This window comes from Streptomyces sp. NPDC043952, from assembly GCF_056435325.1.
This window is the reverse complement of the sequence record NZ_JBWKES010000015.1, coordinates 29,922-50,740: the sequence shown is the minus strand read 5'-3', so window position 1 is coordinate 50,740 and position 20,819 is coordinate 29,922. Positions and strand designations below refer to the sequence as shown.

The window sequence follows — 20,819 nt, the reverse complement described above, 5'->3', positions numbered from 1 at the left end:
GACGCCGAGTTCCGGCTTGGCCCCGCCCTGCTCGCTGCCCCCCCCCCCCCCGGCCACCCCCCCCCCCCCCCCCCCCCCCCCCCCCCCCCCCCCCCCCCCCCCCCCCGCCAGGACCGCCCGGCGCGGGCTCAAGGACCGCGCCGCCCGGACCGGCACCGCCGCACTGGCCGGCCGGGCCCCCGACTGGCGCCAGTGGGCCGACCTGGCCCGCGGCTATCTCGCGCTCACGCTCACCCTGGTGCCGAAGTCCCGCCCCCGCCCCACCCTCACGGTCTTCGTCGCCTCCCTCGCCGAACGCCCGGCCGGCCGGAACCCCCGCGACCCCGGACCGCGCGCCGCCTTCTGACGGCAGGCATCCCCCTCCCCCCAACTCAAGAGCGGGCCAGTGCCGCCGCCCTGGCGGAACGCCGGGCGCGCCCACCTCGACGGCAGGTGGCCAACCGGTGAAAATCGGGCACGAACGGGTGCCCCCGCAAAGCAAGTTGTCGTAGGGTCGCCTGCGGCGCCGTGCCGGGCGCACGGGCCGACACCCATCGCACAGGGGAAAGGGCGGCACAGGGGCAACCGGAACGCCGGGTCGTACGTCAGACCGGGCGGGACACACACGTGGATACGGACGCAGGACGTCCTTGGGAGGGGTTCACTCTATGGCGGCGCATTTCGGCAGGCGGCTGCGCAAGGGGGCGGCGACCACCGCCGTGGCCGCGGCAGCGGTCGCGGCTCTGTCCGCGTCCCAGGCTCCGGGAGCGACCGGCGAGGACCACGGCAGACAGGCGACGGCCGGCGCCTCCGCCCCCGTACCGGACCCCGCGGGCGGCGACGCCACGGGCAACTCGCCGTACTACACGGACCTGCCGCCCCTGAACAGCCCCAACCCCAGCCCCTCGCCGAGCGCCGGCCCTCCCGTCGCCCAGGGCGCGGGCGAGGCCGGCATACCCGCGACGGTCCTCGACGCGTACAAGAAGGCCGAGGCGGAGCTGCGTACCTCCAAACCCGGCTGCAACCTGCCCTGGCAACTCCTCGCCGCCATCGGCAAGGTGGAGTCCGGCCAGGCCCGCGGCGGCGAGGTCGACGCCGCCGGCACCACCCTGCGACCGATCCTCGGCCCGGTCCTCGACGGCAACGGCTTCGCGCTCATCAAGGACACCGACCACGGCGCGTACGACGGCAACGCCCAGTACGACCAGGCCGTCGGGCCCATGCAGTTCATCCCGTCCACCTGGGCCTGGGCCGGCCGCGACGGCAACGGCGACGGCAAGAAGGACCCCAACAACATCTACGACGCCGCCCTCGCCGCCGGCCACTACCTGTGCCGCGGCGACCGGGACCTGTCCCAAGAGGCCGACCTGCACAGCGCGATCCTCGGCTACAACGACTCGCAGGACTATCTGAACACCGTCCTGTCGTGGATGGAGTACTACAGCAAGGGCACCTACTCCGTGCCCGACGGCACCGGGCCCGCGCCCGGCCACCGCAGCGACGACGACACCCCGCGCACGACACCGCCGGCCCCCGCGAACCCGCACCAGGGCAAGCCGGGCTCGAAGGACCAGGGCGGCCGGCCGAGCCCCTCGCCCACCGGCTCCGGTGGCGGCCAGGACGGCGGCGACCCGGCCCCGCGCCCGCCGGGGACGCCCGCCCCGCCCACCCCCACCGACACGGTGGACCACCTGGAAGACGCGGCCACGGCCACCACCAAGCTCACCGCGATGGCCGGGCACGCCTTCACGGGGACGATCAGCGCCCGCGCCGAGACCGAGTCCGGCGCCCCGGTGGCCAAGGTCAGGATCCGGTTCACCGTCTCGGCGGGCTCCGATGCCACCTTCGACGGCGAGGACGTGGCCACGGTCACCACCGACGCCAAGGGCGTCGCCAAGGCCCCGGTGCTCACGGCGGGCGAGAAGACCGGCGACTTCAAGGTCACCGCCACCGTCGTGGGCCGCTCGGTCAAGGGCGTGGACTACCAGGCGACCGTCACCGAACGCGCCGCCGACAAGCTGACCGCCGCCACCGCCGGTGACACCGCGCTGACCTGCACGCCGGGCGGTGAGTTCGCCGACCAGGTCCAGGTGAAGGCGACGTACAAGGGCGCCGTCGCGGACAAGGTCGCGGCCACCGCCACCCTGGTCAAGTCCGCCACCGACGCCACCGAGAACGACAAGGGCCCCTACTTCAAGGACGCCACCGGCAAGGCCGTACGCACCCTGACCGGTCTGAAGACCGACGCCAAGGGCCAGTTGACGCTGCCGAAGCTGTACGCGGACGACACCACCGGCACGTTCCTGCTGCGCATCACCACGCCCGGCGGCGGCACCCTCACCGTCCAGCTGACGGTGGCCGCCGACGGCACCGCCACGACGAGCCCGTCCCCGTCCCCGAGCGCATCCGCCACCTCCTGACCCGACCGGACCTAGCCGGCGCCGCCCTCCCCGCTTCCCGCAGGGAGGGCGCCGCAGTCCGTGCTGACGCTCCGTCAAAAACACGTTAGTAGGCCGCCCGTCCCCATGGGCAGGCCCCGCCTGCCCGCCAGCACGACCGTACGTCGCCCTGGAGACCGCGCCCGCCGAGGCGACGGGACCGAGGCCGGTCAGCGTCCGAGCCGCGCGTTGGTGTGCCGGGTGGGCTCGGCCGCCGCCGGGTCCTCCGGCCACGGGTGCTTCGGATAACGGCCGCGCAGCTCGGCCCGCACGGCCTTGTAGCCGTCCCGCCAGAACGACGCCAGATCGGCCGTGACGGCGGCCGGCCGCCCCGCGGGGGAGAGCAGATGCACGAGCAGCGGCACGCCCGCCACGGACGGCGTCTCGCGCAGCCCGAACATCTCCTGGAGCTTGACCGCGAGCACCGGCCGCTCGGGATCCCGGTAGTCGATCCGGATCCTGGACCCGCTCGGCACGGTCAGCCGCTCGGGCGCCAGTTCGTCCAGGCGTACGGCCTCCCCGCTCGCCCAGGGCAGCAGCCGCGCCAGCGCCTGCCCGGCGTCGATCCGTGCGAGATCCGCCCGCCGCCGGGCCCGGCCCAGCTCCGGCTCCAGCCACCGCTCCGCCGCCGCGAGCAGCGCCTCGTCCGACACGTCCGGCCACGGCCCCCCGAGCCGGGCGCGCAGGAACGCCAGCCGCTGCCGCAGCACCTCCGCGTCCGGCGTCCACCGCAGCAGCCCCGGCCCCTCCTGCCGCAGCCCTTCGAGCAGCGCCGCACGCACCAGCTCCGGCGCGGCGTCCCTCAAGGGCCGCACCGCCAGCTCGATCGCCCCGAGCCGCTCGACCCGCCGGGCCACGACATCACCGTCCGCCCAGCGCACCTCGTCCCGCTCGTCCAGCGCCGCGCCCGCCGCCGCCCGCGCCACCTCCCCGGACACGGCGGCCCCGAGCCGCACCCGCGCATGCCCCTTGCCGCCCGGCCGGTCGGCAACGGCCACGACGATCCACGGCGCCCCGCGCAGCGCCGACCCCTCCGCCGGCTCCGCCCGCGTCCCGGACACCATGAGGTACGACCCACCGTCCAGCTTCCCGACCCGCTCGGGGAACGCCAACGCGGCGACCAGCCCGGCGATGCCCTCCTCCCCGGCGCCCGCCTGTGGCCGGCCGGCATCGGCGGGTGCGCGGGAAGACTCCGTCACGGCGGACCGCAGCCGCCGTACCTCCGTGGCCCAGCGCGCCGCATAGCCGTCACCCCCGCGCCGGGCGGAGCGCAACGCCCCGGCGAGATCGTCGCCGTACTCCCGCGGTACCTCCTCCGACAGCAGCGCGACCACCTCCGCCCCCGCCCCGGACGTGTCCAGCAGCGCCCGCCCCAGCCGCGGGTGCAGCCCGAGCCGGGAGAGCCGTACGCCGCGCTCCGTCGGCCGCCCGGCGGAGTCCACCGCGCCCACCGCCGCCAGCGCGGAGCGCGCCGCCGCCATCGCCCCGCCCGGCGGCGGATCCAGCAGCGCGAGATCCGAGGCGTCCGGATCGCCCCAGCAGGCCGCCTGAAGGGCGAACGACGTCAGGTCGGCCACCTTGATCTCCGGCGCCGGAAACGCCGGCAGCCGGCCGTCCTCGGCCTCCGCCCAGCACCGGTACACCGCACCCGGCGCCTCCCGCCCGGCCCGCCCCGCCCGCTGCCGCCCGGCCGCGCGCGACGCCCGTACCGTCGTCAGCCCGCTGAGCCCGCGCGCGTGATCCACCCGAGGCTCGCGGGCCAGCCCCGAGTCCACCACCACCCGCACACCGGGCACGGTCAGCGAGGACTCCGCGACCGACGTCGCCAGCACCACCCGCCGCCGCTCACCGGGCGACAGCACCGCCTCCTGGACGCCCGCCGGCGCCCGCCCGTGCACCTGGAGCACCTCGATGCCCCCCAGGTCGCCCAGCTGACCCGCCACCCGCGCGATCTCGCCGACTCCGGGCAGGAAACACAGCACGTCACCGTCCCGCTCGGCCAGCGCCCGCCGCACCACCGACGCCACATGCGCGAGCAGCGCGGGATCCACCCGCATCCCGTGCGGCGGCCGCACCGGGCGCGCGGGCGGCGCCCACACCACCTCCACGGGATGCGCGGTCCCCGCCGCCTCCACCACCGGCGCCCCGCCCAGCAGCCGCGCCCACCCCTCGGCGTCCGTGGTCGCCGACGCGGCCACCAGCCGCAGTTCCGGCCGCAGCGCCTGCCGTACGTCCCACAGGAAGGCCGCCACCGTGTCGGCGTCCAGATGCCGCTCATGGCACTCGTCGAGCACCACGACGTCCACCCCGGCCAGCTCCTGATCCCGCTGGAGCCGCTGGAGCAGCACCCCCGTGGTCACGACCTCCACCCGTGTGCGCCGCCCCACGGCCCGCTCGCCGCGCACCGTGAAGCCCACGCTTTCGCCGGGCCGCTCACCCAGCAGCCACGCCATCCGGCGCGCCGCCGCACGGGCCGCGATCCGCCGCGGCTCGGCCACCACGACCCGCCGCGCGGGCCCGTCCCCGACCAGTCCCGCCAGCACCAGCGGCACCAGCGTGGTCTTGCCGGTGCCGGGCGGCGCCACCAGGACGGCGGTGCCGCCGTCCGCGAGCGCGTCGGTCAGGGCGGGCAGGGCGGAGCGCACGGGCAGCGCGTCCAGGGCGTCCAGGGCGTCGTAACGGATCACGCTCTTAAGTGTCGTACGGCCTTCAAACCCGCCCGGCGTCCCCCGTCCGGGCGAACTCGTCTCCGGCTCCCCGCCGGGGCGGACCCGGCCCCCGCCTCACCCGATCGTGGACGTTTCAGTCCCGCTCGCACACGAAGACGGCCGTCCCCGGAATCAGGCTGCCCCGCAGCGGGGACCAGCCGCCCCACTCCGAGCTGTTCCAGGCCGGCCACTCCGGCTCCACCAGGTCCACCAGCCGGAACCCGGCGGACACGATGTCGCGCACCCGGTCGCCCAGCGTCCTGTGGTGCTCCACGTAGACCGCCCGGCCCCGCTCGTCCTGCTCGACATAGGGCGTGCGGTCGAAGTAGGAGGCGGACACCGACAGGCCCTCGGGACCCGGCTCGTCCGGGAACGCCCAGCGGATCGGATGGGTCACCGAGAAGACGAACCGGCCGCCGGGCCGCAGCACCCGCCGCACCTCGCGCAGCACCAGGCGCGGATCGGCGACGAACGGCAGCGCGCCGTACGCCGAGCACGCCAGGTCGAAGGAGCCGTCCGCGAAGGGCAGCGCGCACGCGTCCGCGCACACCAGCGGAAACGATCCGCCGATGCGCAGCGCGTGCTGGAGCTGGCGGTGCGAGAGGTCCAGGGCCACCGGACGGGCGCCCTGGGCGGCCAGCCAGCGCGCACACTGCGCCGCGCCCGCGCCGATCTCCAGGACGTCCTTGCCCTTCAGCTCCTCCGGCGGGCCGAGCAGCTCGGCCTCCACCTCGTCCAGCCCCTCCGGGCCCCACACGAAGCGGTCGTCGCCGAGGAACGTGCCGTGCTCGACCTGGTACTCGTCCGCGTTGCGGTCCCACCAGCCCCGGTTGGCCCGGCTGCTCTCCGTGACGTCGGCCTCACGGCGGGTGGCTTCGGGCTCGAACCCCTCGGGCTCGGGCCGTTCGGACTCTTGGATGATCGGCTCCCTCGTCGTAATCTTCCGTCCCGACCACCGGACGGCGGTACGCCGCCCACGGGGGTCGTACAGCCCTGCCACGCGGCCATGCGGGACATTTCCTGCCGGGTATACGGCGATCCGCCCCTGGTGTCCGCCTTCGCGCATTGACCCTGTCCGGCTGCCCCCGTATGCTACAAGTTGCGCTGCGGGCCTGCGCGCCTCAGACGTAGCAGGCTGCGCTCGCATCTGTATGTATGTCCCCTCGGTTCTCGAGGCGCCACCGGGCACCCGGTGTCCTGAAAAGGTGGCGCTTCCTTGGCTGTCCGGCTTCTGCAGAGCGAAACAGGCTCCCGGCGTAAGCAGTACCTACGACTTCAATGTCCGTACCGGAGCCCTTTCCCACATGACGAGCAGCACCGAGACCACCGCCACCACCCCGCAGGTAGCGGTCAACGACATCGGTAACGAGGAAGCTTTCCTCGCCGCGATCGACGAGACGATCAAGTACTTCAACGACGGCGACATCGTCGACGGCGTCATCGTGAAGGTCGACCGGGACGAGGTCCTGCTCGACATCGGTTACAAGACCGAAGGTGTCATCCCGAGCCGCGAGCTCTCGATCAAGCACGACGTCGACCCGAACGAGGTCGTTGCCGTCGGCGACGAGATCGAGGCCCTTGTCCTCCAGAAGGAGGACAAGGAAGGCCGCCTGATCCTCTCGAAGAAGCGCGCCCAGTACGAGCGTGCCTGGGGCACCATCGAGAAGATCAAGGAAGAGGACGGCATCGTCACCGGTACCGTCATCGAGGTCGTCAAGGGTGGTCTCATCCTCGACATCGGCCTCCGTGGCTTCCTGCCGGCCTCCCTGGTCGAGATGCGTCGCGTCCGCGACCTCCAGCCGTACGTCGGCAAGGAGCTCGAGGCCAAGATCATCGAGCTGGACAAGAACCGCAACAACGTGGTCCTGTCCCGCCGCGCCTGGCTGGAGCAGACCCAGTCCGAGGTCCGCCAGACGTTCCTCACGACCCTCCAGAAGGGTCAGGTCCGCTCCGGTGTGGTCTCCTCGATCGTCAACTTCGGTGCCTTCGTGGACCTGGGTGGCGTCGACGGTCTGGTCCACGTCTCCGAGCTGTCCTGGAAGCACATCGACCACCCGTCCGAGGTTGTCGAGGTCGGCCAGGAAGTCACCGTCGAGGTCCTCGACGTCGACATGGACCGCGAGCGCGTCTCCCTGTCGCTGAAGGCGACCCAGGAAGACCCGTGGCAGCAGTTCGCCCGCACCCACCAGATCGGCCAGGTCGTGCCCGGTAAGGTCACGAAGCTGGTTCCGTTCGGCGCGTTCGTCCGCGTGGACGAGGGCATCGAGGGTCTGGTCCACATCTCCGAGCTGGCCGAGCGCCACGTGGAGATCCCGGAGCAGGTCGTCCAGGTCAACGACGAGATCTTCGTCAAGGTCATCGACATCGACCTCGAGCGCCGTCGCATCAGCCTCTCGCTGAAGCAGGCCAACGAGTCCTTCGGCGCCGACCCGGCCGCCGTCGAGTTCGACCCGACCCTGTACGGCATGGCCGCGTCCTACGACGACCAGGGCAACTACATCTACCCCGAGGGCTTCGACCCCGAGACCAACGACTGGCTCGAGGGCTACGAGAAGCAGCGCGAGGAGTGGGAGCGCCAGTACGCCGAGGCGCAGTCCCGCTTCGAGCAGCACCAGCAGCAGGTCATCAAGTCCCGCGAGGCCGACGCCGCTGCCGCGGCCGAGGGCGGCGAGGCTGCGGCTCCGGCCGCGACCGGTGGCTCGTACTCCTCCGAGGGTGCGGACACCTCCGGCGCCCTGGCGTCGGACGAGGCCCTGGCTGCCCTGCGCGAGAAGCTGGCCGGCGGCCAGAGCTGAACGCAGGCCGCTGAGGCTTAGCAGGTAGCTGCTGAGGGGCCCCACCTTTCGAGGTGGGGCCCCTCAGGGTTTTCCGGGGGTCTGGCTGCCGGGGCCCTCATCGGGACGCCGATCCCGTCCGTCAGGACGTCACCCCGATATTCGTCAGGCCCTTGCCGCCCGTCACCGTGTTCGAGGTGTAGACCGTCGTCGTGCAGTCAGTGGCGTTGTTGGTGACGTCGATGGCCAACTGGGTGGGGCCCGTGGCGCCGGTCAGGGTCGACCGGTTGTTCTTGAAGACCGTGCCGCAGCCCCAGCCGGGTTGCTGGGTGTGGGTCTGGTAGCCGTCGTTGCTGGTGTGGACGCCGGTGTTGTCCTGGACCAGGACGCCGTTGCCCTTCACATCGACCCAGGAGTCGTCGTAGTTGGCGCCCGTCAGACCGCTGCCGTCGAAGGTGTTGCCGACGATCCGTGTCCCGGTCGTGCCCTCCTTGACGTCGATGTTCTCGCCGCCCACGTCCGGGCCGATGGTGTTGCCGAGGATCTGAACGCGGTCGCTGTGGTCGGACAGCGTGCCGGCGGTGCCGACATAGACGCCCTCGCCCATGCCGTCGCCGTCGTTCCCGGTGTCGTAGATCTTCGAGTTCCTGATCACGCCGTCCGTGCTGGAATCGTGGAAGTGCACGCCCTCCATGGCCAGGCCGTGCACCGTGACGCCGTCCACGATCACGCCCTTGGCCGCGTCGATCATGATGCCCTTCTGGCCGCCGGTCACGGTCAGCCCGCTGACCGTCCAGTAGGAGGCACCGTTGAGGTGCAGCCCGTAGCCGCCGCTCGCGGTGAGGATGGCCTTGGCGGAGCCGGTGAGGGTGATGCGCTCGGACGCCGTGGCCGGCGTGGTCGCGTTGAAGTTGCCCTTGTAGGTGCCGTCCGCGAGATGGATCGTGGCGCCGGGCCGCGCGCCGGCCAGCGCGGTCTTCAGCTGGGCCGCGGTCGTCACCTCGACCGTCGAGGCGGCCATGGCCGGGCCGGGGGCGGCGAGGAGCAGACCACCGGTGACGGCGGCCGTGGCGAGCAGGGAGGTGAGCGGCATGGATATGCGCATGGGGGGTGCCTTCCTGTTCCAGGGGGCGATCTCGTACGTACGAGCTGCGATCTCATACGTGAATCGTGGCCGACATGATGAACAGTGCACCGTGAAGGTACGGACCAGGTGACGGAGCGTCAAGACGGTCTGCGGGAGATCGCTGACCAGCGACGGGTGGCGGGAATGCCCCCGTTCAAGGGCGCGTTGTAGCCATGGAACAGGAGGAGGAGCGGTCACAGTGCTTGATCCGCAGGGTTTGTACGCATGGGAGCCGAAGGGCCTGGCCGTGGTCGACATGGCGCTCGCCCAGGAATCGGCCGGCCTTGTCATGCTCTACCACTTCGACGGATACATCGACGCGGGCGACACCGGCGACCTCATCGTCGACCGGCTGCTCGACTCACTGCCCCACCAGGTCGTCGCCCGGTTCGACCACGACCGGCTCGTGGACTACCGGGCCCGCCGGCCTCTGCTCACCTTCAAGCGCGACCGCTGGACCGACTACGAGACTCCGGCGATCGAGGTCCATCTCGTCCAGGACACCACCGGCGCCCCCTTCCTGCTGCTGTCCGGACCCGAGCCGGACGTGGAATGGGAGCGCTTCGCCACGGCGGTACGGCAGATCGCCGACCGGCTCGGCGTGCGCCTGTCCGTGAACTTCAGCGGCCTGCCCATGGGCGTCCCGCACACCCGCCCCGTGGGCCTCACCCCCCACGGCAACCGCACCGACCTGGTCCCCGGCCACACCAGCCCCTTCGAGGAGGCCCAGGTGCCCGGCAGCGTGGAGCAGCTGGTCGAGTACCGGCTCATGCAGGCGGGTCATGACGTCCTGGGCGTCGCCGCGCACGTCCCGCACTACATCGCCCGCTCCCCTTACCCGGACGCCGCGCTGACCGTCCTGGAGGCCATCACCGCCGCCACCGGCCTGGTCCTGCCCGGCATCGCGCACTCCCTGCGCACGGACGCGCGGCGCACCCAGACCGAGATCGACCGGCAGATCCAGGAGGGCGACGAGGAACTGACCGCCCTCGTCCAGGGCCTTGAGCACCAGTACGACGCGGCGGCGGGCGCCGAGACTCGGGGCAACATGCTCGCCGAGCCGGTGGAGATCCCGTCCGCCGACGAGATCGGCCGCGAGTTCGAACGATTCCTGGCAGAGCGCGAGGGCGAGGCCTGAGCCCCGAGCCGCCGCCGTCCGGCTCCGGCCCTGCCACTGTCGGTGGCAGGGCCTAAGCTTCCGCTCATGCTGAAAGTTGGCCTGACCGGCGGGATCGGCGCCGGCAAGAGCGAGGTGTCGCGGCTGCTCGTGGACCACGGAGCCGTGCTGATCGACGCGGACCGCATCGCGCGCGAGGTGGTGGCGCCCGGCACACCCGGCCTCGCCGCGGTGGTCGAGGCGTTCGGCCCGGACATCCTCGCCGGGGACGGCAGCCTGGACCGGCCCCGCCTCGGCTCGATCGTCTTCGCCGACCCGGACAGGCTCGCGGTCCTCAACTCGATCGTGCACCCCCTGGTCGGCGCCCGCTCCCGCGAGCTGGAGGAGGCCGCGGCCCCCGACGCCGTGGTGGTCCACGACGTACCCCTGCTCACCGAGAACGGCCTGGCGCCGTTGTACGACCTCGTGATCGTGGTGGACGCGAGCCCCGAGACCCAGCTCGACCGGCTGATACGGCTGCGCGGGATGACCGAGGAGGACGCCCGCGCCCGCATGGCCGCCCAGGCCACCCGCGAGCAGCGGCGCGCGATCGCGGACATCGTGATCGACAACGACGTCCCCCTGGACGCGCTGCGCAAGCGGGTCGACGCGGTCTGGGACGACCTGGTGCGCCGGGCCCGCGGCACCTCCGCCGCGGACCGGCCCGCGGAATAGCGGCCCGGCGAGGGGCGTTGAACTCCGGGAACGAGGGAAGGACTCAGCAGTGCCCGAGACCAGCGGTTCCCCCGGACCCACTCCGGAGACGCATGTCATCGACTTCCGTGCCGCCGAGCAGCTGCTCCACGCGCGGGATCCGCGGGGCGCGGTGAAGCTGCTCGACGGAGTCATCGCCGCGCATCCCGAGAACACCGCGGCCCGGCTGCTGCGCGCCCGTGCCTTCTTCGCCGCCGCGCAACTGCGGCCCGCCGAGCTGGAGTTCACCATCGTCCTGGAGCGCGAGCCGGACAACGCCTTCGCGCATTTCGCCCTGGCTCGCACCTATGAGCGGCAGGGCCGCGCCGACCAGGCCAAGCGCCACTTCCGGCTGGCCGCGGCGCTGGATCCCAACCCGGAGTATCTGAAGGCGGCGCGGTTCGACGGCTGAGGCCGGGTGGTCGGACAGCCGACCCCGCGGTCGGAGGGCTGACGTCCTTCAGGGGTGCCGGTGGCGTGGCGGCCGGGGGTAGGAGGGTCCGCGCCGCGGCAGCCGGGGAGGGCGGCGCCCGTCGTCGTCCACCGGTTGGTACGGCGGCACGTCCTGGCCGGGCTGGTAGTGCGGGCCCTGCCGGATGTGCCGGACGATCATGGCCAGGTCGACGGTGACGATCAGCAGCAGCACCCCGCAGGCGACCGCCCAGCCGGGGCGTCCGACGAGCGCGAACACCGCCGTGCCGAAGACCGTCCAGACCAGCCCCCACACGCACAGCCACAACCGCGCCCGCAGAGCACTGCGCGCGGTCGCCGGTTCACTGCCTGTACGCATCGACCACCACTCCTGCTTGCAACGTACTCTCCGGGGCGGCGGGGCGCACCCACGGCGAGCGCCGGTCCCATCAGCTCCCGTTCGCCGGTCCCGTCAGCTCTCGCTCGGCGGTTCCATCAGCTCCCGCTCGCCGGTCCCATCAGTTCCCGCTCGGCGGTGGATCGCTCGAACGGGTGAACTGTGGTCGAACGGGAACGGGAGGGCGGGGACGGCCCGTTCTCCGGGCATGACGGTCGAGATGCGTGAGGGATACGAGGGCACAGGCACCGGTGCGATCACCCCGGACGGCTGCGCCGTGGAGGTCTACACCCGCCTGCCGGTCGGGCCGGAGCCGGACATCATCGCCGCCGCGGTACCGGCCGGGGCGCACATCCTGGAACTCGGCAGCGGGGCCGGCCGGATGACCCGCCCCCTGCTGGAGCGCGGCTTCACGGTCACCGCGGTGGACGAATCCGCCGGCATGCTGGCCCGGATCCACGGAACACGCACCATATGCGCCCCGATCGAGGAACTGCACCTGGGCGGCGAGAAGTTCGACGTGGTGCTGCTCGCCTCGTTCCTGGTCCACGCCGGTGACGAGGAGGTGCGCCGGGGCCTGTTGCGCACCTGCGCCCGCCATGTGGCCGACGGCGGCTGCGTGCTCATCCAGCGGGAGGGCGCCGACTACCACACCAATGTGCCGAGAGAGCGGGCCGATCCGGCCGGCTTCACGGTGCGCGTCGCCTCGGTGACCCCGGTCGGCGACGGAGTCGACTCCGTCCACGTCGAGTACGACTTCCCGGACGGCACCTGGACCCAGACCCTCCTCGCCCGGCCCCTGACGAAGGAACAGTTCGAATCGGCGCTGGCGGAGGCGGGGCTGGAGGTGGACAAGTACCTGACGGAGGACGGGACATGGGTACGGGCTGTGCGGACGCGGTAGGCGTCGGGGACGCGTTGGGCGCTCGGGGGACGTGGTGGGCGCGGCGGGCGTGACTTGGAGGCCGGGGGATGTGGTCGGCTCGGTGGGCGCGATGTGGTGGCCGGGGGATGCGGCGGGTCCGGCGTGCATGATTCGGACGCCGGGGGATGTGGTCGGCTCGGTGGGCGCGATGCGGACGCCGGGGGACGTGGTGGTCCGGCGTGCGCGATGGATGGGAAACAGACGCCGGGGCGGGGGCCGGCGCGTCGGGCGGTCCGCGTCACCGCCCGCGGGGTCGTCCCTCCCGCCCGCTCATGCCGCTGCTGAACCCCGGCGGCAGGAGGCCGCGCAGCCGCTCCAAGTCCCGGCGGTCACGCTTGGTGGGCCGGCCGGCGCCCCGGTCGCGGATACCGACGGGGGCGACGGCCTCGCGGGGCGGCGGGGGAGGGGAGTTGTCGATGTAGCACTGCACGGCCACGGGCGCTCCGACTCGCTTGCGGATGAGGCGCTTGACGACCACGATCCGCTCCCGGCCCTCGTTCCGCAGGCGGATCTCGTCGCCGACCCGCACCGCGTAGGCCGGCTTCACCCGCTCACCGTTCACATGCACATGCCCACCACGGCAGGCGGCGGCGCCCTGGGAACGCGTCTTGACCAGCCGTACGGCCCAGATCCAGCTGTCGATCCGGACCGACCCACCGCTGCCGGGACCCGCGGCCTCGGCGGCGGCGACCGCGGCGGCGACTTTGGGATCGACCGTGGTGTCCTGCGCGGGCTTCGCTTCGGTGTCCTCCGCGGGCTTTGCCTCGGGGGCGACCGTGGGCTGGGCCTCTGGGACCGTCGGCCCGCTGGCCGGGGCGCCGGAGTCCTCGGCACCCGCGGCAGGTCCCGCCCCGGCCGGCTCGCCGGTGCCCCGGTGCACGTTCTCGTCCGCATCCTCCAAAGCCATGTCCCGACCCTAACTCCACGGGCCGGGCGACCTGGACAGAATTTCCGGGGGCGGACGAAGGCTCACGGGGGAGTGGGCGCCGTCCGGGAAGCGGGTGCCGTCCGGGATGGGCCAGTCTCCGGGATGGGCCGGTCTCCGTGATGGGCTGCAGTCCGGGAGAGGGTGCCGTCCGGAGGGAGGGTGCGGGGAGGCCGGGGTGCGGGGCCGGTCGCCGGCATGGGCGGCGGCGCCCTGGGCATACGGTGATCCTATGGACGACAGCAGCCCCCTTGCCCGGCTGGACCGGCGGGTCACGGGCTGCCGGGCCTGCCCCCGGCTGGTGGAGTGGCGCGAGGAAGTGGCGCGGACCAAGCGCGCCGCCTTCGCGGACTGGACGTACTGGGGCCGCCCGGTGCCCGGCTTCGGACCCGCCGACGCCCGGCTCCTGATCATCGGCCTGGCCCCGGCCGCACACGGCGGCAATCGCACCGGCCGCATGTTCACCGGCGACCGCTCCGGCGATGTGCTGTATCAGGCGCTGTACGACCTCGGGCTCGCCAGCCGGCCCACCTCGGTCCGCATCGACGACGGCCTGGAGCTGTACGGGGTCCGGGTCACCTCACCCGTGCACTGCGCGCCGCCCGCCAACAAGCCGACGCCCGGCGAGCGCGACACCTGCCGCCCCTGGCTGGTCCAGGAGCTGAAGCTGCTGCGTCCGACGCTGCGGGCCGCGGTGGTGCTCGGGGCCTTCGGCTGGCAGGCGGCGCTGCCCGCGTTCACCGAGGCCGGCTGGACCGTGCCCCGCCCCCGCCCGGCCTTCGCCCACGGCGCCCGCGTCGCGCTCGACGGCCTGGACCTGTTCGGCTGCTTCCACGTCAGCCAGCGCAACACCTTCACCGGCAAGCTCACCCCGGCGATGCTGCGCGAGGTACTGGGCACGGCGGCACGAACGGCCGGGCTACCGGTGTCCTGAACCGCTTCAGGGCCGCCAGACGTACCGCACATCCGGTTCCCGCTCCTCGTTTCCGCTGCCGTCCGTGGACTCGGCGACGAGGAAACCGTGGCGTTCGTAGAAGCGGTGGGCGGGCTTGTTGACCTGGAAGGTCCACAGGGTCAGCCCCTGCGGGCTGCGCTCCTTGGCCAGCGCGACGAACCGGTCCCCGAGCCCCAGCCCCCGCCGGTCCGGCTCCAGATACAGCTGGGACAGCAGCTGTCCGTCGAGCACCATCACCCCGATGATCCGCTCCCCGTCCTCCTCCGCCACCCAGGTCTCCCGCAACGGCACGACGACGTCCCGGAAGTAGTCGCGGACATCGTCGTCGGTGTGCGGCCGGACGACCGTGGGCAGCGCGGCGGCGAAGGAGCGCAGCCAGACATCGGCGGCGGCCCGCGCGTCGGCGGCCCGCGCCCGCCGGAGGACGACACCGGTCACCGTCGTACCCCTTCGTTTTCCCGGCCCCGCACTTTGGCCTCCGAGTCGTCCGGCACCACCGCCGTGATCTCCAGGAACTCCTCGGCCTGGCGCACCGGATCGCCCGGTCCGACGATCTCACCGGGTGAGCAGGCGGGTGGTGGAAGAAGGGTGGGGACGGTGACGCGCTGGATCACGGAGTTGCTCCTACGACGGTCAGCGGACAATCTCCCGATCATCGGCCTCCGACGGATGCGCGCGCACCCCATTTTCCCGGCGCGGCAAAGGACATGAGGGAAACCCGCGAGCGCGCCCGGCGGACCATGACACAGACTGGCCCCATGCCTCACCCCGACCCGGACGCCCGTCCCGGAGCAGCCGGCCCCCTCCCCGGCGGCCCCGGACCCGACCACGTCCCCGACCCCGACTCCGGCTTCCTCTCGAACACCGCCGACCGGCTGGCCGCGCTTCCCACCGTCCGCGCGGTGGCCCTCGGCGGCTCCCGCGCCCAGGGCACCCACCGCCCGGACAGTGACTGGGACCTCGCGGTCTACTACCGCGGCCCCTTCGACCCCGCCGGCCTGCGCGCCGTCGGCTGGCCCGGCGAGGTCGGCGAACTCGGCGGCTGGGGCGGCGGCGTCTTCAACGGCGGCGCCTGGCTGGCCATCGACGGACGCCGCGTCGATGTGCACTACCGCGACCTGGACGTCGTGGAACACGAGCTGGCCGAGGCGGAACAGGGACGGTTCCGGGTGGAGCCGCTGCTGTTCCACCTCGTCGGCATCCCCACCTACCTGATCGTCGCCGAGCTCGCCCTCAACCAGGTGCTCCGCGGCGAACTGCCCCGCCCGGCCGGCTACCCCGAGCGGCTGCGTCGTACCGCCGCCGAGCGCTGGGGCGGCACCGCCCGCGCGACCCTGGACTACGCCAAGGCCAACCACGCGCCCCACGGCCGCCTCACCGAGACCGCGGGTGCCCTCGCCGCCGCCGCTGCCCAGGCGGCCCACGCGGTCCTCGCGGCCCGCGGCGAGTGGGTCACCAACGAGAAACGGCTGCTGGAGCGGGCCGGACTACGGGAGTTCGACGAGGTGACGGGCCGGCTGCGGGCCACCCCCGACGCTCTGGTCACGGCCGTCACCAGGGCCGAGGAGATCATCGCCGGGGCACTGAGTACGACTTGGCGAACAGCGCCGTCGTAAACCCACCGGAGAAAATCCCCGCCTGGGCGATGAGTTCCGCCACCGCCGCCGGTCACCACCACGAACCGACCGTCGGACAGGAGGGCCCATGTCGCTACCGGAGATCGTCTCGCGCGAGCAATGGCGCGCCGCGCGCGAGGAGTTGCGGCGCCGGGAGGAGGCGGTCAGACGGGCGCGCGAGGCCCTCGGCGCCGAGCGGCGGCGGCTGCCCATGGTCGAGGTCGACCCGGAGTACCTGTTCGAGGGCGGTGACGGCAAGGCCACCCTCCTCGACCTCTTCGAGGGGCGCTCCCAACTCGTCGTCCACCACTTCATGTTCGCCCCCGAGTGGACGACCGGCTGCCCGTGCTGCGCCGCCTTCCTGGACCAGGTCGGCCACCTCGCCCATCTGCGCGCCCGCAACACCTCGTTCGCGGCCGTCTCACGGGCGCCGTTCACCCGCATCCTGCCGTTCAAGGCGCGGATGGGCTGGGCGGTGCGCTGGTACTCCTCGTCTCCGGGCGACTTCGACGAGGACTTCGGGGCCACCGTGCGGGACGGCGGGAAACCGGTCGAGCGACCGGGCCTGAGCTGCTTCCTGCGCGAGCGCGACCGGGTCTTCCACACCTACTCGGTGTACGACGGGGACCTGGACGAGCTGGGAACCACCACCGCCCTCCTCGACCTGACCGCCCTGGGCCGCCACCCCGAGGGAAGCGAGGCGCTGCGCCTGCACGACGAGTACGAGTTCTGACGCCGACAGCGGGCTGCGTGCCGATAAGTGACCGAATCGTCACGATGTGTGCCGGATTCGTGTCAGACATGTCTCAGTCGGGTCACCGGGCGAAGCGTTCGGCCCCCGCGAAGCGTTCATTCAAGCAGGACGGCGCTTTGTGGAGGTGCGCGATGGTGAACGGGAGAACGGTGCTCGAACGCTTTCCCGCCGGCGGCCCGCGCGGATCGTGGCCCGCCGAGGAGTTCGCGCACGCGCGGCGTCTGGAGGGCCTGCCCGCGGAGGTCGTCATGGACCTCGCGACGGACACGTTCCTGGTGATCGTGCGGGGGAGCGAAACGGTCGAGTGAGCCGCGCGCGGCGATGACGACGACCTTACGCGGTGACGGTCCGCGACCAGTCCGGGGTCGTGCCCGTCGCCCGGCACAGCGCCAGGTAGAGGGGGATCGGCGGGGTGTACGGCGCCGTGCCCCCCGGATGGTGGACCAGCCGGGCGGCGCCCCTGACCAGGGCACCCGGAGCGTACTGGGCGGGCTCCGGCCATGGCAGGGCGTAGTCGGAGTCCGAGGGGACGAGCCACCACCAGTGGGCGTCGTCGGCGTACACACAGCCCAGCCGCGGCAGCCGCGACACGACGAGCGGCCCGAGCCGGTCGGGCACCCCCACGGCATCGCAGCCGAGCGGCACCGTCATGCCCTCCGGCACCTGGAGCCGGTTGAGCGGCTCCGAGGCGGGGCGGCGGCGCTGTAGTCGTACCAGGGTGTCCATCCCGATCGCCCGCTCGGACCCCGCGGCCTCCAGACGGACGTCGAGGCGCCTGCCGGAACCCCGGACGCCGTGCCGCCCCCGGCCCGCCGCGCCGGTCACGGCCGCTCCCGCAGACGCTGCTCGGGGGACCGGTGCGGACGGCGCTCCGGCACGCCGTACCGCTCCTGCGCCCCGTGCCACCGGTGGTCCGGGGTCCGCCGCGGGGGCCGGCCGGACACCTCGTGCGGAGGATGCTGCGCCGGTACCCGGAGCGCGGGCTGTTCCAGCGCGTCCCCGACTCGGTCGGTACCCATTTCACCGTCCATACCGTGATCCAAGCCGTGGTCCGTGCCAGGGGCCCTGCGGTGCTCCATGCCGTGGTCCTCGGTCTGTTCGTCGCCGTCGGAGCCGTCCGGCCGGTCCGGTTTGGGGCGGGCGGCGCCCCAGCCCAGGTCGGCGCGCGGCCCGGTGGAACCCGGAGGCACCTCGTCCCGCGTCAGCTCGGCCCAGACCAGCAGTCCGGAGCCGTGCTCCTGCGCGCCCCAGGACCGGCACAGCGCCTCGACGAGGAGCAACCCCCTCCCGTGCTCCTCGTCGGGGCGCTGCGGGGACGGGTGGGGCTCGCCGGGGGCGCAGCCCTCGTCGCGTACGGCGATGCGCACCAGGCCGTCCCGGTCATGCAACTCGCACACGACCCGCTCACTGGCGGTGTGCACGATCGCGTTGGTGACCAGCTCCGATATGACCAGAGCCGCGCTGTGACAGGTGTCCGCGCACACCGACCAGCCGGTCAGCCGGGCCTGCGCCAGGCGCCGGGCCCGGGCGACGGAACCCGGATGCGCGGCCAGCTCGAAGCGGAACCGGCGTTCGACGGCGGCGCCACCCCGAGGGGCCGCAGCCGTCGCGGCGCCGTGACCGGGACGGTCCCCGGCGGCTTCTGTTCCTAAAGGCGCGGACGGAATCACGCCTGCCACTATCGCCCCGCCGCGGACACTTGGCAAGGGTCACTCTGAAAAATGCAGAGTGCGCTGTGACTCGGTCAGGCGCCGTGGCACACTGCTCGCAACAGCACGTCGAGCGGCGCCAATTGGGTCCATCGGGGGTCCGACCCGATCTCCGAGTGAGTCTTCGAACGGCGCCGCAGGGCTGTCAGGGTTCCTTCGGGAGAAGGCTTTCGGTGGAGGTGGGAGCGTGAGCGAACCGCGGTCCGCGCCGACGGTGGGTCAGGTGGTCCTCGGGCGGCGCCTGCTGGACCTGCGGGAACGCGCCGGACTGAAGCGTGAGGACGCCGCGCGGGTACTGCGCGTCGCCCCCGCGACCGTCCGCCGTATGGAGATGGCCGAGGTCGCCCTCAAGATTCCGTACCTCCAGTTGCTGCTGAAGGCCTACGGCGTCCCCGACGAGGAGGCCGAGGCCTTCGTCCAGCTGGCCGAGGAGGCCAACCGCCCCGGCTGGTGGCAGCGATTCCACGACATCCTGCCGGGCTGGTTCTCCATGTACGTCAGCCTGGAGGGCGCCGCGAGCCTCATCCGCTCCTACGAGCCGCACTTCGTCCCCGGACTGCTCCAGACCGAGGACTACGCGCGCGGAGTGCTCAGATCCGGGGCGATCGGCCAGACCAGCCCGGACGACATCGAGCGCCATGTCGCGCTGCGCATGCGCCGCCAGGAACTCCTCCGGCGCCCCGACGCGCCCCGGTTCTGGGCCGTGATGGACGAGACCGCCCTGCGCCGCCCGGTCGGCGGCCCCGAGGTGATGCGCGCCCAGTTCGAACGGCTCATCGAGGCCGCGAGCCTGCCGAACGTGACGCTCCAGGTCGTCCCGTTCGAGAACGGCCCGCATCCGGGGACGTACGGGCCCTTCGTGCTGTTCCGATTCGCCATGTCAGAACTGCCGGACATGGTCTACAGCGAGTACCTGACCGGCGCGGTCTACCTCGACGCGCGCGCCGAGGTGGCGACCCACCTCGAGGTCATGGACCGCATGGCGGCGCAGGCCGCCACGGCGCAACGCACGAAAGAGATCCTTCAGGATCTCTGCAAGGAGCTGTGAATGAAACGCATCGAGCCGCGTTCCCGCGTCTACAACGGCATGCCCGCACGGGAGCTGGGCAGCGAGGGCTGGCACAAGCCCTGGAGCGGCGGCAACGGCGGCAACTGCCTGGAGGCGATGAAACTGGCCGACGGCCGTATCGCCGTACGCCAGTCCACCGATCCCGACGGACCGGCCCTGATCTACACCACGGACGAGATGACCGCCTTCATAGAGGGAGCCAAGGCGGGGGAGGCCGACTTCCTGCTTTCCTGACACGTGTCGCTTGTGTTGTTACTTGCTCGACTTCTGCTCTTGACAACAGGCTTGACCAACAGACTCAACTGACCATCACCACAGACGCTTACGGAGTGCCGCATGAGCGGGCAGGACCCGACGGCCATCGAGATCGACACCAGCAAGCCGCATCCCGCACGGATGTACGACTGGTACCTCGGGGGCAAGGACAACTACCCCGTCGACGAGGAAATGGGCCGCCAGATGCTGGCGCTCGAACCCCGCGTGCCGGTCATGGCACGGGTCAACCGCGCCTTCATGCACCGCGCCACGAGGTGGCTGGCCCAGCAGGGCGTACGGCAGTTCCTGGACATCGGCACCGGCATACCGACCGAGCCGAACCTGCACCAGGTCGCCCAGGAGGTCGCGCCCGACGCCCGCGTCGTCTACTGCGACAACGACCCGATCGTGCTCGCCCACGCGGCCGCCCTGCTGCGCAGCACGCCCCAGGGTGCCACCGAGTACCTCCAGGCCGATGTGCGCGACCCGGACGCGATCATCGCCGGCGCCCGCGAGGTCCTCGACCTGAAGCAGCCGGTCGCCCTCTCGCTGATCGCCCTGCTGCACTTCATCACGGACGCGGACGGCGCGCACGAACTCGTCCGCCGGCTGCTGTCCGAACTGCCCTCCGGCAGCTACCTGATGATGACCCACGCCACCTCCGACTTCACCCCGGAGGAGTCCGCCACCGCCACCGACAAGCTCAAGAGCGCCGGCATCACCATCGCCCTGCGCTCCCGCGCGGAGTTCACCCGCTTCTTCGACGGCCTCGAACTCGTCGAGCCCGGCGTCGAGATCGTCCACAAGTGGCACCCGGAGCTCGGCGAGCCGGTGCCGGGTCAGGACGACGGGGTGATTCCCGGATACGGTGCGGTGGCTCGTAAGCCGTAAGCGGGAGCCGTAATCGGGGGGCGTGAGCGGGGAGCCGT

21 protein-coding genes and 1 pseudogene are annotated in these 20,819 nt (G+C 72.6%); 13 read left to right on the top strand and 9 right to left on the bottom strand.

Features of this window, described 5'->3' with window-relative positions:
• The first annotated feature begins 647 nt into the window (after positions 1-647).
• Entirely contained in the window at positions 648-2,399 is a 1,752-nt protein-coding gene (locus AC069R_RS18915) for a lytic transglycosylase domain-containing protein (RefSeq protein WP_478767954.1), read from the top strand.
• 188 nt (positions 2,400-2,587) lie between these two features.
• Here the strand turns inward: AC069R_RS18915 and hrpB are convergent, their stop codons facing one another.
• Entirely contained in the window at positions 2,588-5,104 is a 2,517-nt protein-coding gene (gene hrpB, locus AC069R_RS18910) for an ATP-dependent helicase HrpB (RefSeq protein ID WP_478767952.1), read from the bottom strand.
• Positions 5,105-5,219: 115 nt separating this feature from the next.
• The gene (locus tag AC069R_RS18905) at positions 5,220-6,125 is read right to left on the bottom strand and encodes a class I SAM-dependent methyltransferase (protein ID WP_478767951.1); all 906 of its coding nucleotides are present in this window, start codon (positions 6,123-6,125) and stop codon (positions 5,220-5,222) included.
• 304 nt (positions 6,126-6,429) lie between these two features.
• Between AC069R_RS18905 and rpsA the strand changes: the two genes are divergently transcribed.
• Positions 6,430-7,920: a 30S ribosomal protein S1 gene (rpsA, locus tag AC069R_RS18900; RefSeq protein WP_478767949.1), complete on the top strand. Its 1,491-nt coding sequence runs from the start codon at positions 6,430-6,432 to the stop codon at positions 7,918-7,920.
• Positions 7,921-8,041: 121 nt separating this feature from the next.
• Here rpsA and AC069R_RS18895 read toward each other — a convergent pair whose 3' ends face one another.
• Positions 8,042-9,004, bottom strand: coding sequence for a right-handed parallel beta-helix repeat-containing protein (locus tag AC069R_RS18895; protein WP_478767948.1), 963 nt, complete (start codon positions 9,002-9,004; stop codon positions 8,042-8,044).
• Positions 9,005-9,224: 220 nt separating this feature from the next.
• On the opposite strand from AC069R_RS18895, the gene AC069R_RS18890 reads away from it, so the two are divergent.
• The 3 genes from AC069R_RS18890 to AC069R_RS18880 all read left to right on the top strand — a co-directional run bounded on the left by AC069R_RS18890 (position 9,225) and on the right by AC069R_RS18880 (position 11,286).
• Positions 9,225-10,163 (top strand): PAC2 family protein, encoded by a 939-nt coding sequence (locus AC069R_RS18890; RefSeq protein ID WP_478767947.1) that lies wholly within the window; start codon positions 9,225-9,227, stop codon positions 10,161-10,163.
• 66 nt (positions 10,164-10,229) lie between these two features.
• Positions 10,230-10,856 carry a dephospho-CoA kinase gene (coaE, locus tag AC069R_RS18885; RefSeq protein WP_478767946.1) on the top strand — a complete coding sequence of 209 codons (627 nt, stop codon included), beginning with the start codon at positions 10,230-10,232 and terminating at the stop codon, positions 10,854-10,856.
• Between the two features lie 49 nt (positions 10,857-10,905).
• Positions 10,906-11,286, top strand: a complete 381-nt coding sequence (locus AC069R_RS18880; protein ID WP_037653237.1) for a tetratricopeptide repeat protein — start codon at positions 10,906-10,908, stop codon at positions 11,284-11,286.
• 48 nt (positions 11,287-11,334) lie between these two features.
• On the opposite strand, the gene AC069R_RS18875 is transcribed toward AC069R_RS18880, so the two are convergent.
• Positions 11,335-11,664, bottom strand: coding sequence for a DUF6343 family protein (locus tag AC069R_RS18875; protein ID WP_478767944.1), 330 nt, complete (start codon positions 11,662-11,664; stop codon positions 11,335-11,337).
• Between the two features lie 226 nt (positions 11,665-11,890).
• Here AC069R_RS18875 and AC069R_RS18870 point away from each other — a divergent pair, with 226 nt between their 5' ends.
• A complete protein-coding gene (locus AC069R_RS18870; protein ID WP_478767943.1) occupies positions 11,891-12,586 on the top strand; it encodes a class I SAM-dependent methyltransferase in 696 nt (231 codons plus the stop codon).
• 259 nt (positions 12,587-12,845) lie between these two features.
• Here the strand turns inward: AC069R_RS18870 and AC069R_RS18865 are convergent, their stop codons facing one another.
• Positions 12,846-13,514, bottom strand: a complete 669-nt coding sequence (locus AC069R_RS18865; RefSeq protein WP_478767942.1) for an RNA-binding S4 domain-containing protein — start codon at positions 13,512-13,514, stop codon at positions 12,846-12,848.
• A 250-nt stretch (positions 13,515-13,764) separates the two neighbouring features.
• Between AC069R_RS18865 and AC069R_RS18860 the strand changes: the two genes are divergently transcribed.
• Positions 13,765-14,466 carry a uracil-DNA glycosylase gene (locus AC069R_RS18860; protein ID WP_478767940.1) on the top strand — a complete coding sequence of 234 codons (702 nt, stop codon included), beginning with the start codon at positions 13,765-13,767 and terminating at the stop codon, positions 14,464-14,466.
• 6 nt (positions 14,467-14,472) lie between these two features.
• On the opposite strand, the gene AC069R_RS18855 is transcribed toward AC069R_RS18860, so the two are convergent.
• Positions 14,473-14,925 carry an N-acetyltransferase family protein gene (locus AC069R_RS18855; protein ID WP_478767939.1) on the bottom strand — a complete coding sequence of 151 codons (453 nt, stop codon included), beginning with the start codon at positions 14,923-14,925 and terminating at the stop codon, positions 14,473-14,475.
• Positions 14,922-15,101 carry a hypothetical protein gene (locus AC069R_RS18850; protein WP_478767938.1) on the bottom strand — a complete coding sequence of 60 codons (180 nt, stop codon included), beginning with the start codon at positions 15,099-15,101 and terminating at the stop codon, positions 14,922-14,924. Before AC069R_RS18850 ends, AC069R_RS18855 begins: the two co-directional genes overlap by 4 nt.
• 144 nt (positions 15,102-15,245) lie before the next feature.
• Between AC069R_RS18850 and AC069R_RS18845 the strand changes: the two genes are divergently transcribed.
• From AC069R_RS18845 to AC069R_RS18835, 3 genes are all read left to right on the top strand, one after another.
• Entirely contained in the window at positions 15,246-16,103 is an 858-nt protein-coding gene (locus AC069R_RS18845) for a nucleotidyltransferase domain-containing protein (protein WP_478767936.1), read from the top strand.
• Between the two features lie 88 nt (positions 16,104-16,191).
• Entirely contained in the window at positions 16,192-16,836 is a 645-nt protein-coding gene (locus tag AC069R_RS18840) for a DUF899 family protein (RefSeq protein WP_478767935.1), read from the top strand.
• Positions 16,837-16,988: 152 nt separating this feature from the next.
• Positions 16,989-17,165, top strand: coding sequence for a hypothetical protein (locus AC069R_RS18835; RefSeq protein WP_478767934.1), 177 nt, complete (start codon positions 16,989-16,991; stop codon positions 17,163-17,165).
• Between the two features lie 25 nt (positions 17,166-17,190).
• On the opposite strand, the gene AC069R_RS18830 is transcribed toward AC069R_RS18835, so the two are convergent.
• Complete coding sequence (locus AC069R_RS18830) at positions 17,191-17,583, bottom strand: hypothetical protein (RefSeq protein ID WP_478768073.1); 393 nt, start codon at positions 17,581-17,583, stop codon at positions 17,191-17,193.
• Between the two features lie 353 nt (positions 17,584-17,936).
• Positions 17,937-18,536: pseudogene (locus tag AC069R_RS18825) on the bottom strand (ATP-binding protein); the annotation flags it as partial.
• A gap of 217 nt (positions 18,537-18,753) precedes the next feature.
• Between AC069R_RS18825 and AC069R_RS18820 the strand changes: the two are divergent.
• From AC069R_RS18820 to AC069R_RS18810, 3 genes are all read left to right on the top strand, one after another.
• Positions 18,754-19,614: a helix-turn-helix domain-containing protein gene (locus AC069R_RS18820; protein ID WP_478767933.1), complete on the top strand. Its 861-nt coding sequence runs from the start codon at positions 18,754-18,756 to the stop codon at positions 19,612-19,614.
• Positions 19,615-19,869, top strand: coding sequence for a DUF397 domain-containing protein (locus tag AC069R_RS18815; RefSeq protein ID WP_397986496.1), 255 nt, complete (start codon positions 19,615-19,617; stop codon positions 19,867-19,869). It abuts the gene before it with no gap.
• Positions 19,870-19,971: 102 nt separating this feature from the next.
• The gene (locus tag AC069R_RS18810; protein WP_478767931.1) at positions 19,972-20,781 is read left to right on the top strand and encodes an SAM-dependent methyltransferase; all 810 of its coding nucleotides are present in this window, start codon (positions 19,972-19,974) and stop codon (positions 20,779-20,781) included.
• Positions 20,782-20,819: the final 38 nt, after the last annotated feature.